The sequence below is a fragment of the Ferruginibacter sp. SUN002 genome (genome assembly GCF_050611725.1).
Taxonomy (GTDB): Bacteria; Bacteroidota; Bacteroidia; order Chitinophagales; family Chitinophagaceae; genus Ferruginibacter.
Genome location: NZ_JBODJB010000001.1, coordinates 1,775,940 through 1,789,565, shown reverse-complemented (window position 1 = coordinate 1,789,565; position 13,626 = coordinate 1,775,940). Strand labels below are relative to the sequence as shown.

The window sequence follows — 13,626 nt, the reverse complement described above, 5'->3', positions numbered from 1 at the left end:
TTTGCAGACCAAAATTGGGTGTTTTAAATAGTTGCAAGTACTTTAGCACAATGGCAGTGTTTCAATTCCCCCAACAAACAAACTTCTACAGCGGAAAAGTAAGAGATGTTTATACCATAGCTGATAAATGGCTTGTGATGATCGCAAGTAATCGTATTTCTGCTTTTGATGTTATCTTACCTAAACCCATACCCTATAAAGGACAAGTACTAAATCAAATAGCTGCATACATGCTTAAAGCTACTGAAGATATTTGTCCAAATTGGCTTATCAACACACCTACACCAAATAGTGCATTGGGCAAAAAATGTATTCCGTTTAAAGTAGAAATGGTGATACGTGGTAACCTAACCGGTCATGCCTGGAGGACTTACAACAGCGGTAAAAGAACTTTGTGCGGTGTTACCTTACCCGAAGGGTTAAACGAAAATGATTTTTTCCATTTTCCGATCATAACTCCTACCACCAAAGCAGATGTAGGGCACGATGAAGATATAAGCAAAGAAGATATAATTGCAAGAGGCATTGTAAGTGAGCAGGATTATGCTATTCTTGAGAAGTATACTTATGCGTTGTTTGAAAGAGGTAAAAAATTGGCAGCCAAACAAGGCCTTATTTTAGTAGATACAAAGTATGAATTTGGCAAGATCGGCGATCAAATATATTTGATGGATGAGATTCATACTCCGGACAGCTCTAGATATTTTTATGCTGACGTTTATGGCGAAAGACAATTAAAAGGAGAAAAACAAAAACAGCTCAGTAAAGAGTTTGTAAGAGAATGGTTGATTGAAAATAATTTTATGGGAAAAGAAGGACAAACTGTTCCTGAAATGAGTGACGAATTCATCAATACCATCTCTCAACGATATATTGAATTGTATGAAAAAGTGATCGGCGAAAAATTTATCCGCAAAGATCTTAGCGAAGAAGTTATTGAAAGAAGTATCACCAATTCATTAGATAAATTATTGGGATAATAACGCAAATCAATTAATCTGTATTATTATCCTCATTCAATCTTGGGCGCAAGCGTTGCTTACTTTTGTTAAAAACCATCCGCCCTTTATCTATTCCTTTTCTTAATTCTTTCTGTTGTTCGACCGGCAAATTGTGAACAGTCTGACATGCTGTACTGCAACAGCCATCATACTTTTCGGCACACTCATCGCATTGGATAAACAATAAATGACAACCGTCATTTTTGCAATTGGTATGCGTATCAGCAGGCTTTCCGCATTGATGGCATTTAGCAATAATATCTTCTGTGATCCGCTCTCCTAACCTGTCATCAAACACAAAATTTTTACCGATGAACTTACTTTCTAATTGCTTTGCTTTTGCTTCACGGGCATAATTGATCACTCCTCCTTCTAAATGAAAAACATTTTTAAAGCCATTATGCAACATATAGGCACTGGCTTTCTCACAACGAATGCCTCCGGTGCAATACATGATGATGTTCTTATCCTTCTTATCTTCCATCATACTAACAGCCATGGGCAACTGTTCTCTGAATGTATCACTCGGTATTTCAATGGCCCTTTCAAAATGCCCTACTTCATATTCATAATGATTACGCATGTCAATCACTACCGTATCATCATCTTTCAGCAATTCATTCATCTGCTCGGCATTTACATACTTACCTTTATTTTCCATACTAAAAGAAGGATCCGTAATGCCATCGGCTACAACTTTCTCTCTCACCTTTATTTTGAGTACCCAAAAACTTTTGCCGTCATCATCTACCGCAATATTTAACCGAATACCATTTAATCCGTTGATTGAATACATGTAGTTTTTTAGTTTTTCAAAATTACTCTCCGGCACACTGATCTGTGCATTGATGCCTTCATGTGCAACATATATTCTTCCGAAAACTTTCAATTCATCTAATGCCTTATACATTTCATCTCTGAAATGCTTGGGTTCATTTATCGGAAAATATTGATAAAAGGAAATAGTAGTACGCTTTTCAGTTTCAGCGTACAGTAGCTTTTTTAACTCCGCCTGAGATATGCGGTTGTGTAGTACTGCCATAAAATTTAATTTGATCACACCTTAGGTGTGAAACCTTTAGACCCTTCGCTTTTGCTCAGGGCATGGATTGGATGCTTGCAGGGCAAACCAAATTGAAATGCAAAGATAAGAATTTTATGAAAGTTAAAACCCAATAGAAATACCATTTGAATTATCCTTTACAGCTACACTACCACCTATTAATCCTCCAAAACCGAGCCTCAAACCCGTAGCCCCTTTTTTCCCATTCGCAAAAGCTGCAACAAAATCTATTCTGAAAATTTTCAGAATATTTTCAAGCCCTACAAATAATTCAACATAATTATTTCCCTTATCTATGAAAAATGCATTGCTACCTCCTACCATATTCCAGTTCAACCTGTTGAACAACGGAATTTTATTTGTAAGCAAGCCATTGAAATGATGCTCTACGTGTGCTATCGTATAGAGACTGGCCGTGGTACTGTTTGCATAATACGGAGCCAGTTGAAAACTATTGACATATTCGCTTGCGGCAAAACTTCGATTGCCATTAAAATGTTGATAATCCTGTATATAAACAGACCGTTTATTTAAAAAACCTCCGATCGATAATTTATATTTTAAAAGACCTGCCAGTTTAAAATTTTTGTCGTCATTTACGGTAAACTTCCACTTGTCATAATCAGTGTCGCTACCGATGAGCCCCTTGATACCTTTTATATAACTCAGGCTAAGTCTTGGATATTTTGAGCCCAGCGATTGTTTACTATTGGGGTATTGAATGTATTTTTGCCCGGGCTTAATGCTGATATCTACCCCAAGTACGAAAGCCTGATGCCTGTTAAATTGTGCTGCTATTTTTTCGTATGGATAATTCGGTGTGATATTTACTTTATCGTTCTTAAAAACCGTAAAAACGGTTGTGTTATTCAAAGGAATCCTATCTTCGAACAAAGCGTTTATACTAAACCGTAAGCCACTTTCATACCGCTTACTATACTTTATTTCGCCAAACCAATTTTCGTACGTTTTCATGAAATTGTCGCCATAAAATAAAGTGCTGATTGAATTCACTAAAGGCGTGATCGGACTTTCTTTATTAAATTGGATCACTCTTTTTCCTCCGGAAAAATTCCATGTATGCCTTTTGAGTGCCCCCTCATCAAACTCCCTTGTACGGAGCGATACATCAACATGTGCATTCAGATGCGTATTACTGAAGCCATACCTTATAGAAGGCTCTATTAATAGATTGGTAGACGATCGTTTAAAATATTTTCTGTAATACCCTTCCGCCAGTAACACCACTCCTTCCGCAGGATTATACTGTAGTTTTTTTATTAACGGACTGATACCCCATTCAAAATTGTTATTCTTGCCATAATGCGTCCGGTTAATACCACTCCAGAAAACTTTCAACGGTTTTAGCTGGCCTTGTTTTTTTCTCAATGAATCCATTGTTGCTTTGCTCCAGCCTGTGTCTTTTCTGGCTTCAAATAAACTGTCTTTAACTTGATAGTCTTTAACTTCTTCTTTCTCCAACGGAACGGGGCGAATGCTGTCCCAATATAGCTTTGGCTTATTGCTGACACCTGTATCATATTTGATGACTACTTTATCAAAAAAACCTTTTGCAAATTTCGGATTGAGTTTATAGTCTGAATAAACATTCACAAAATTTCCTACCGCATTAATACCAAGCTGGTTAAAATTAAAATGCAAGAGTTGATTTTTCACTCGCCAAATATCTTCACCCACAGGTACATGGAACTGAGTGATCTGAAGTGTATCAATTATTTCCAACTGAGCTTTTTTGGTAAGTGTAAGATCGAGACTATGTATTCTCCAATCTCCTTCTGTAATATTGATGATCCCTGAAAAAAGCGGTTCATAATTACGGCGGGGGGTAATACGTATGGTATGTATTTCCTTCCCATTTTCAAAAAAACTTCCTAAATACTTAAACTTATAGAACCCAATGGCACCATCTGCTATTGGCGACACAAAGCCCCTTGGGTTAAGCTTTTCAGAGAATATGGTTACATTATTATTGTATAAACTTATAAAAGTAGGGAACGTAAACCCAAAACTATTACTGCCACTCACTCTACTACTTTGCACTTCCATCTTAAATTTATCGGGTTGTGCAATGGCTACTTTAGCAATCGACTCCGACAAGTAAATAATTCCTTGTCCCATTGTATCCAGCATCATCTCTTCTCTGTCATCTGCTTCTACTTTTTGTCCGAATATCTTTTTTGGAAAACTCCGGAGTTTGATCATATCTTTTGCATAAAGATCACATTCAAAAGCTTTCACCTGCTTAAGATAATACGATTGTTTTTTTATAGCCTGACGAATGATCTCATAAGCTGGATCTTCAGCATTGGATTGCACCACTACTTCTTTCATCATCAACCTTTGTTCGGCCAAAATAAAAAAGGCTTCTTTGTCTTCCGAACCAACGGTCATTGTTATCTCTTTAGCTGCATAACCTATGTGCTGGCATATAACCGTATAATTTCCGGGAGATACATTGATGGCAAATTTTGCCCGATTGTTTGCACTTGCCCCAATAGAAGTGCCTTTTATAGTAATGGATGAATACGGCAACAGATCGCCTTGCTCATTGTAAACAGTTCCGAAAATTTTCTGTGCAGAAACTTCAAATGAAAACAGAGTACAGACTAAAAATAATAAATTACGCATATAGAAATATTGCAACGAAATTACCCCCGATTTTGTTAGCGGCGGTAAAAACTAATTATTCTCCCGAAGATAACTTCCTGCCAGAGCAGCAAACCCTGCCACCATTGCACCAATCAACGCTGTAGCTGTAATCAGTAACATTGGACTATCTACCTTTAAGACCAGCAATGATACTTTATGAGCTAACACATCATCATTGTTAATACTAATGACATAGGCAATAACTCCCCATAAAAAGAATAAAGCAATAAATCCCGATAAAAATCCTTTGTAAGGATTTTGAGGAATAGCAGCGGCAACAATAAAAGCAACAATGGCAATGCTCCACCAGGGCAAGTACATGCAAGCCGCCAAGCTTAATAAAGCGATCAGCAGAATTGAGGTAATGAATTTCATGTAAGGTGTTTTATAGATTTATGCGTTTCGTATTCAACTTTTTGAAAAAACCATTTTCCATTTTACACGTGTATCACTCACTTCATTTTTTGTCATCATCCAAAGCGGATGATATTTCCCTGCTGCCCATTGATCAACAAAGTTATCATAAAATTTACTACCCGGATTACCACTTTGTCCACCGGGATATACACCATAGGCCTCTGTTTGAGGAGTAAGACTTACCACCATTCTCCAACTTGGACCATGGCTGCCATAAGTAGCATTGATGATATTACCATAGCCTCCTACACTTAAATGCTCTCTTGCAAATGGCAATAAGTTTGCCTTAAGTAAATGATAAATAGCCGGCTTATTAATTTTCATCCATTCAATTCCGCCGGCTGCTTCATCCTTAACCAAACCAATAGATGCTTCCTTGAGAGCAGCTGTTACCTGATCAAATAAAGTTTCTGCAGGAACTGTGTTTACATTGTCAATATATTTTACTGCTGAATCCTTTTTCAGCAATTCCAAAGTAGTCTGCTCTATTGGGAAAGGCGTTTCACTTTTTGTTTTACCTAATTCATCATCCCATATACTATGCTGAAGCGTTTCCCACCATCTTTCATATATTGTTTGTCCCTTGCTGTTAGCAGATGCCATCAGATCCCACTGTTTTAATTCTGATAAATATTTTTTCTCCTGAACAGTCAGCATTTCTTCCTTAACATACTTAAACAAGATGGGTAAAACATCTTCGGCAGTAACATTAAAATAATTGTTCTGTAGCTTCATCATATCATCAGGCGAAAAACGTTTTGTTGTATCACTCAGAAAATGAGTAATGGCAATTGATCTTGGTATCAGCCATTGCCCCGGGATAAAATAAGGATACGTAGAATCTACAGGTCGCTGATTGGCACTAGTAAGAAAGCCTCTCTCCGGATTCAACGCATGCGGATTTTCTATTTGCGGAATGTACCCCTGCCACATATAACTACTATCTTCTCCCGGCATTATATATATACCCTGCCCTTCCCATCTTGCCGGAAACTTACCTTGCTGCCACAGGGCAATATCTCCCGACTTGCTGCTAAAAATAAAATTCTGCCCGGGGCACTCGAAAAATTTTATTGCATTTTCATAATCGATATAATTATGTGCTCTGTTCAACAGATAAAGCGTCTTGCCTTCATTGCTTCCTTCGTGAGCCATCCACCGAACAGCCAGATTTCGCTTATTACTGTTAGAATTACTAAAACTTTCATCAAACATTACGGGGCCAAAAGCCGTGTATGCTACTGTGTCTATAACGGTATTGCCTCCACGAACTTTAATTTCTTCGTACCTGATCTTTGTAGCTACCCACTGGCTATCGAACCAATATTCTTTTTTTGTTTTGTCTTTGAATTTGATCTCGTAATAATCTTTAACATCTCTTTGTGCATTCGTTACGCCCCATGCTATACTATCGTTAAACCCGATAATAACAAAAGGACTACCGGGTAATGTAGCGCCATACGCATTGAAACCAGGTGTCGATAATTGCATTTCGTACCAAATAGAAGGTAAGGATAACTCCAAATGTGGATCATTACATAAGATCGGCGATCCACTTTTAGTTTTGCTTCCTGCAACGGCCCAGTTATTACTGCCATTATTTACATCCGGTTTTGAAATTTCCTTAGCAGCAATAGAACTTGTATTACCAAAATACAACGAATCTGCGTTGGTCGGCTTTACAGGAATGATACCAGGTTTTTCAAAAACAGTACCTTTCGGAATCATCGGCTCCGTTGAATCGGATACTTCAGGATACAGCGCCTTCAAATCGTCCGGCAATAAAATACTTTTTGCATTTGTTTTTTCAAGATCATTCTCAGTTCCGCTGCTCAACATTTTAGCCATCATCTTCAACAATAAAGCAGTGCGGATATTACTCCATTTTTCCGGCTGCATATCCAGTATCTTATACTCAATTGGTGTATTGGCTTCTGTAAGTGTTGAGATGTATGCATTGATGCCGTTTGTATAAGCATCGTACAAAGATTTTGACTCAGGATCCTTTTCCATTTCAATCAGAGAGTTCTCCGCCGCATATCGCATACCAAGTCTGCGTTGCTCTTTATCATAATTGATGGCTTTGGATCCGGCAATTTCGCTTGCCCTACCCTCTGCTGCTTTTGTTTGCAGATCCATTTGAAACAACCTGAACTTTGCATGCAGGTAGCCTTGTATGAATGAAAGATCTTCGTCATTTTCAGCAAAAACATGGGGAATTAATTGATCATCAAAATACACTTCTGCCTTTCCCTTTAATTGTGGAAATTTAAGATCTGCTGCAAAATCTTCATGTGCACTTTCTGCATTTTGCCAGATACCGTGCTGTGGGCTCAATAATTTACCCAAGGCAGCAGGCAGCACCATCGTTGAGTTGAGCACAACTACTAAGCCCGAAGTAATAACTGTTGAAATAATGAACGGCAAGATTTTCATAATATGAATTGTTCTGTAAATTAAGAAAAACTGCCATCATCAAACCAAATTGTATTATTTATTTTTGCACCATGAATAATGAAAGTATTGATGTAAAAAATATTCTCGGATTGCAGTTACCAAGTGATCCACGTTGGGTAAATCTTGCAGAAATGCAACTCGAAGAGATCTTAACCGATCATGCATATTGTGAGCAAAAAGCGGCTACAACTTGTATCACTTTGATTCAGCGATATTCAGACAAAACAAAACTGGTAAAAGAATTGAGCCCGATTGTAACGGAGGAATGGGGGCATTTCAGAATGGTATTGGCAGAATTGGAAAAACGGAAATTGAAACTTGGCAAACAACGAAAAGACATATACGTAAACAAACTCATAGAATTTATTAAAAAGGGCGGCGGCCCTGATGAACGCATGTTAGATCATTTATTGATGATGGCATTGATAGAAGCCCGTAGCTGCGAACGTTTTAAAAGATTAAGCGAAGGACTGGATGACCTGTACATGAGAAATTTTTACAGAAAATTCATGGAAAGCGAAGCCGGTCATTATACTTTATTCATAGAGTTGGCGGAAACCTATATCGACAAAACGAAGGTGAGAAAACGTTGGAAAGAATGGCTTACTTACGAAAAAGAAATTATGAAGAGTGCTGAAGTGAGGGGTGATAGGATACATTGATGGGTCGATATGCCGATGTGTTGATTGAAGATAGGGTCAGCATTTACGAAGTGAAATAGTTTATTTCATCGTCGAAATTTATATGTGCATGTTCTGATTGTAGTTTTTTTACAAGCCCCAAATTTTTTTGCAGAAATTTTTTATGCTGTTCAGATGTTGGGTTAAATGGTTTGTGGCTTTTTGCGGCATTAATGATATTTATCTCTTGCATTAATTGCTGTGCAGTTGTAGTGATAGAGGTTGCAACAAATTTATCCCACACATAATTCGTAGCCGCATAATTCGGATGCACCATATCTTCTGCATAAAAACGATAGTCTCTAAGATCATCGATCACTAACTCATAAGCAGGAAAATAAAATATATTTTCACTTACATCAACCAATCGGTGTACGGCTTGTATCAATGTCGATTTACTTCTATTGTTTTCAATAAACCCATCTCTTAAATGCCTTACCGGACTGATGGTGAAAATCACTTTTACATTTGGATTAAAGGTGATCATTTCTTTAACAATTGTATTCAGTACCGTATGTACTTCATCAACACTCAACAATTTTTTATTGAATTTATCGGTTGGTATTTTGTGACAATTGGCAACAACATCTTTACTTTCAAGTTCATATACAAATGCAGAACCGACGGTGATCAGTACCCAGTCTGCCGTTTTCAAAAAATCATGTGCAGCCTGCTGCGACTGATTGATCATCTCTAAACAAACAGCTTTTTCGGGATGAGAGAAACGACTATGATGTTCCCAACTGTTCCAGCATTCATTGGCGTAAAAAAGATCTGACTCAGTATATTTTTTATTCTTGATATATGATGAAATTGATTTAGCAATACTGATCGGATTAAATAATATGCCGTTGGCATTTTCAAGCACGGAAAACTTATGCTGCTTTAATTTAGTGCCGATGTTTTCGGTAAAACAGGATCCGATCAGCAATAAATTATCCTGATGTACGATCTTCTTATCGAAAGGCTTGGGAGTAAACTCTAAATGAAAATTCATGATTTTGTTTACACAAATATTTGAGATGCAAGATTACTGCTTTCTTTCAAAGCATTCATGTCTAACCCATTTAATAAATTCTTTTCTTTAAAATAAGGCACCATCAATTCTGTATCCATATTACCTACCAGTTCATCATTTGCCATCGGACAACCTCCTATACCTTTCAATGCACCGTCGAAACGTTTACAACCTGCCTGTACAGCAGCGTCAACCTTGGCTTTCCAATTTAAATTAGTGGAGTGTAAATGCACTCCTATTTGTGTATTTGAAAAATTTGGGGCCAATTTTGAAAGTAAAGAATAAACCTGTGTTGAAGTTGCAATACCTACTGTATCTGCAATCGATACAATACCAATACCCATCGCTATTATTTTCTCCGTCCATTGCATTACAATATCCTCATTGTATATATCGCCATAAGGGTTTCCAAAACCCATTGATAAATATACAACCAGCTCCTTTTTATTTTTTATGCAAAGATCCTGTATCGCTTCTACCCTGCCTAAAGATTCAATGATGGTAGAATTTGTATTTCTCTTTTGAAATGTTTCTGAAATTGAAAAAGGAAAACCAACATAGCTGATCTCATCATAGACAACAGCTTCTTCAGCGCCTCGTTCATTTGCTACAATGGCTAATAGTTTTGATTTGCTGTTTGTCAATTGCAATTTACCGATCACATCTTTCGTATCGGCCATTTGCGGAATAGCTTTCGGAGATACAAAACTTCCAAAATCTATTGTATCAAAACCTACTTTTAATAAAGCATTGATGTATTCTATTTTTTTGGGCGTTGGAATAAATGTCTTCCATCCCTGCATGGCGTCACGAGGACATTCTACCAAACGAATGGCAGACAAAGGACTGCTTTCTACAGATGAATTCATTTTGTCAAGATTCAAAAGATGGGTCTCTAATCCAGCGTTACCAATACTTTTTCAAGTTCTTCAACTTTTACTTTATCATTTTTTAACTGATAAATATTTTGAAGCATCACCAAAGAACTTTTGTAGTCTGTTTTTTGTTTTGACTGCAAAGTAGAAAGGCCTGCGTAATATTTATTTGCTGCTTCGCAATAAGCAATACATTCAGTTCTGCTTGCAGTTGCTTCATCGTTTAACGCCTTACGTTTTTTTACATCTTCCGGCTTAGTGCCTTTGATCAGTTTCGCTTCATCTGCCAGGTCATCTGATTGGTAGTAAAGATGTTTGGCCATTAATAAATTAGTTTCGGGAGTTGATTTAAGAGCTATTGCTTTCTTAAACGTTTCGGTTAACTTAGCCTTGTACGCTTTATTTGCAGGATTGTCTTTATGAGTGATATAAATAAAATTGTACAACTCTACACCATAATTATAAACTAATGTATAGTCGGTCGGATTCTTCTGAATCAACTCATCGTATTTCACAAACAACTCTTCTTTAGTTGAATTTTCTCCTACCGATTCCATTTCTATTGCAGTCCAGTATGCTTCGTCGGGAAATACTTTTCTGCCTTTAGCCAAAGCAGCGGCAAAATTTGTTGCGTCTTTTTTATTTTTGTAATACTCTGCAACAAATTCGTAAATATCTAGATACTCTTTACCTGCAACCTCAGCATCGGTGATCAACTTACAATAAGGAATAGCACCATCATCATTTTTATCCAACCTTGCAGCAATAGCGGTGTTTTGTACCAACGAAGTATCCAATGCAGGAAACTTTGTACCCTGATAATCGAGGTCTTTGCTGCGTATATAGTCTTCTACTATTAAAGCATTTTTAAAATTCAGAAATGCATCTTTATAATTTCTTTCTCCATAAGCTTTTGCACCAAGATCAAAATATCCATTATAAAGATCAAACAACGAACCATTGAATTCCAGTTTCAGCAAAATATTTTTCGGATCTAACTCCTGATATTTTTTGAATGCTTCCAAAGCCTCCATTCTACAATCTGCACAAAGCCCTTTTGTAGCCTCCCCTTTGCTCAATCCGTTATATATATAGCCTTTGTAATACCACCCGTCTGATTTAGCTGCATTTTTAGGGTTTGCTAAATATTTATCAACCATTTCCTTAGCGCCTGCGTAATCTATCTCTTTTTTTCCCAACGCCTCTCTGATATCGTCTAATTTTTGAGCGTGTGCTGTTCCCGCCCATACAATGCTGATAAGCAATACTATTTTTTTCATTTTCTTTAATTTAATTTGATAAAGGTATTAGTTTGTAATTAATTATAGATGCAATTGTCTTTTAAATTTCACAATTTCGCTTCTCCCGACTAATCCTTAGATTTGCAGTTGCTTTATACAATTGATCTCACAAAACACTATACAACAAATATTAAGCCGTATCGATATTATCGAGATAGTGGGCTCATTCATTAAACTGAAGAAAAGAGGCACCAATTATCTTGGCCTCTGCCCTTTTCATAATGAGAAAAGCCCGTCTTTTACGGTATCCCCGTCAAAAGAAATCTATAAGTGTTTTGGTTGCGGCAGAAGCGGCAATAGTATCAGCTTTTTAATGGAGCATGAAAAATATAGTTATGTAGAGGCGCTTCGATGGTTAGCTAATAAGTACAATGTTGAGATAGAAGAAAAAGAACTCAGCCCCGAACAAAAACTTCAACAGCAAAGTGCAGATAGCCTCTACATCATCAACAATTTTGCACAGAAATTTTTCAGCGATTATTTATTTAATACGGAGGAAGGTCGTGATATTGGCCTGAGCTATTTAAAGCATAGAGGATTTAGAGAAGAGATTATTCAAAAATTTCAACTTGGCTTTAATCCCGAAGCAAGAGATGGATTTGCTACCGCAGCTATTGCGGCCCAATACAATCTTGAATTATTACAAAAAAGCGGATTGGTGGTTGTTCGTGATGATAAACCAATGGACAATTATCGGGGTAGGATCATCTTTCCAATTCATAATCAAAGTGGCAAAGTGCTGGGCTTTGGTGCAAGGGTTTTAAAAACTACCGATAAAGCCCCCAAGTATATCAACACACCTGAGAATGATATTTATGTAAAAAGCAAATTGCTTTATGGTAGTTATTTTGCAAGACTGGCAATAGACAGAGCTGATGAATGCCTATTGGTTGAAGGTTATACGGATGTTGTTTCATTGCATCAAGCGGGTATAGAAAATGTTGTTGCCAGTGGCGGCACATCGCTTACCCCCGATCAACTCCGGTTGATAAAAAAATACACCAATAATCTTACTATTATATATGATGGTGATGGAGCCGGTATCAAAGCGGCTTTACGTGGGCTCGACCTTGCTTTGGAAGAGAGTCTGAATGTAAGGTTGGTACTGATCCCAGACAAGGAAGATCCGGACAGTTATGTAAATAAGGTTGGAGCAGCTGCATTCAATGAATTCATTGCTAATAATAAGAAAGATTTTATTCTGTTTCAGCTCGAAACTTCTTTAAAAGAAGTTGGCACGGATACAACAAAAAAATCCGCTCTGGTTAACCGTGTTGCAGAAACAATTTCGAAAATCAATAAAGCAGAAGATTTTACAAAACAGGATGATTACATCAAACAATGTGCTCAGCTGTTAAAGATAGACGAGAGTGGTTTGCATACACTGGTCAATAAATTCATTCGTGAAAAAATTACCAAAGAAGAGAACAGGCAGAACAGAGATGAAATTTTTTCCAACAATGATCAACAGTCAGGCACCTATACTCCTGAAGATGATGATGCAGCTGCCTTGCTTAACAAAGATGAGCAACATGAAAGAGCCATAGTAAGAAGTTTAATAGAATTCGGAACAAGAGATTGGGATGAAGAAAAAAAAGTAGCCGACTATTTTTTTGAGCATATTCCTATTGATGAACTGGATGAATTCATTGAAAACAAAAATCTCATTCCGGCAATACGCACTTATCATACTTGGTATAAAGAAGGTTTAGAACCCAATGCAAAAAGTTTTTTATATCATGAAGATATGGAACTAAGCTCTCTGGTTGTTGGACTAATGGACTACAATTACGAAATAAGCCCTAACTGGAAAGAAGTATTTGACGGCAAGATATTTACCAGAGACGAACTATATAAGGAAGAGGTTTTTTCTACGTTGAATTATCTCAAATTAAAAAAAACAAAACGTATGATAGAAACCAATCAGCAAGATCTGGAGAAACCTCATACAGCGGAAGAACAACTCATTTTATTACAAACACACCAGTATTTAAAGAATATTGAGATAGAATTAACAAAGCAGTTAGGTACGGTTATTTTTAAATAAACTCATTGAAAATCAACCGAAAAGCCACTTCATTCAATAAAAAAAACAAGAACTCGTTTCTGCCAATCTGACACATCTTTCCATATAATTGCTTATT

General features: G+C 37.0%; 10 protein-coding genes. 3 read left to right on the top strand and 7 right to left on the bottom strand.

The genetic code is table 11. The features are described from left to right. Positions 1 to 50 precede the first annotated feature (50 nt). Complete coding sequence (locus tag ACQ33O_RS08015; protein WP_430995052.1) at positions 51 to 980, top strand: phosphoribosylaminoimidazolesuccinocarboxamide synthase; 930 nt, start codon at positions 51 to 53, stop codon at positions 978 to 980. Positions 981 to 993: 13 nt separating this feature from the next. Here the strand turns inward: ACQ33O_RS08015 and ACQ33O_RS08010 are convergent, their stop codons facing one another. From ACQ33O_RS08010 to ACQ33O_RS07995, 4 genes are all read right to left on the bottom strand, one after another. Continuing rightward, positions 994 to 2,043, bottom strand: a complete 1,050-nt coding sequence (locus ACQ33O_RS08010; protein ID WP_430995051.1) for a rhodanese-related sulfurtransferase — start codon at positions 2,041 to 2,043, stop codon at positions 994 to 996. Positions 2,044 to 2,166: 123 nt separating this feature from the next. Beyond that, on the bottom strand, positions 2,167 to 4,713 hold the full coding sequence (locus ACQ33O_RS08005; RefSeq protein ID WP_430995050.1) for a DUF5686 and carboxypeptidase regulatory-like domain-containing protein: 2,547 nt from the start codon (positions 4,711 to 4,713) through the stop codon (positions 2,167 to 2,169). 51 nt (positions 4,714 to 4,764) lie between these two features. Next, entirely contained in the window at positions 4,765 to 5,109 is a 345-nt protein-coding gene (locus ACQ33O_RS08000) for a hypothetical protein (RefSeq protein ID WP_430995049.1), read from the bottom strand. 33 nt (positions 5,110 to 5,142) lie between these two features. Continuing rightward, positions 5,143 to 7,587, bottom strand: a complete 2,445-nt coding sequence (locus ACQ33O_RS07995) for a penicillin acylase family protein (protein ID WP_430995048.1) — start codon at positions 7,585 to 7,587, stop codon at positions 5,143 to 5,145. Positions 7,588 to 7,658: 71 nt separating this feature from the next. Between ACQ33O_RS07995 and ACQ33O_RS07990 the strand changes: the two genes are divergently transcribed. After that, positions 7,659 to 8,270 (top strand): tRNA-(ms[2]io[6]A)-hydroxylase, encoded by a 612-nt coding sequence (locus ACQ33O_RS07990; RefSeq protein WP_430995047.1) that lies wholly within the window; start codon positions 7,659 to 7,661, stop codon positions 8,268 to 8,270. A 43-nt stretch (positions 8,271 to 8,313) separates the two neighbouring features. On the opposite strand, the gene ACQ33O_RS07985 is transcribed toward ACQ33O_RS07990, so the two are convergent. Genes ACQ33O_RS07985 through ACQ33O_RS07975 form a run of 3 tightly spaced genes read right to left on the bottom strand, consistent with a single transcriptional unit; the run spans position 8,314 to position 11,461 of the window. Further along, positions 8,314 to 9,285: a GSCFA domain-containing protein gene (locus tag ACQ33O_RS07985; RefSeq protein WP_430995046.1), complete on the bottom strand. Its 972-nt coding sequence runs from the start codon at positions 9,283 to 9,285 to the stop codon at positions 8,314 to 8,316. A gap of 8 nt (positions 9,286 to 9,293) precedes the next feature. Continuing rightward, positions 9,294 to 10,175: a hydroxymethylglutaryl-CoA lyase gene (locus ACQ33O_RS07980; RefSeq protein ID WP_430995045.1), complete on the bottom strand. Its 882-nt coding sequence runs from the start codon at positions 10,173 to 10,175 to the stop codon at positions 9,294 to 9,296. Between the two features lie 26 nt (positions 10,176 to 10,201). Then, positions 10,202 to 11,461: a hypothetical protein gene (locus ACQ33O_RS07975; protein WP_430995044.1), complete on the bottom strand. Its 1,260-nt coding sequence runs from the start codon at positions 11,459 to 11,461 to the stop codon at positions 10,202 to 10,204. A 121-nt stretch (positions 11,462 to 11,582) separates the two neighbouring features. Here ACQ33O_RS07975 and dnaG point away from each other — a divergent pair, with 121 nt between their 5' ends. Further along, entirely contained in the window at positions 11,583 to 13,529 is a 1,947-nt protein-coding gene (gene dnaG, locus ACQ33O_RS07970) for a DNA primase (protein WP_430995043.1), read from the top strand. Positions 13,530 to 13,626: the final 97 nt, after the last annotated feature.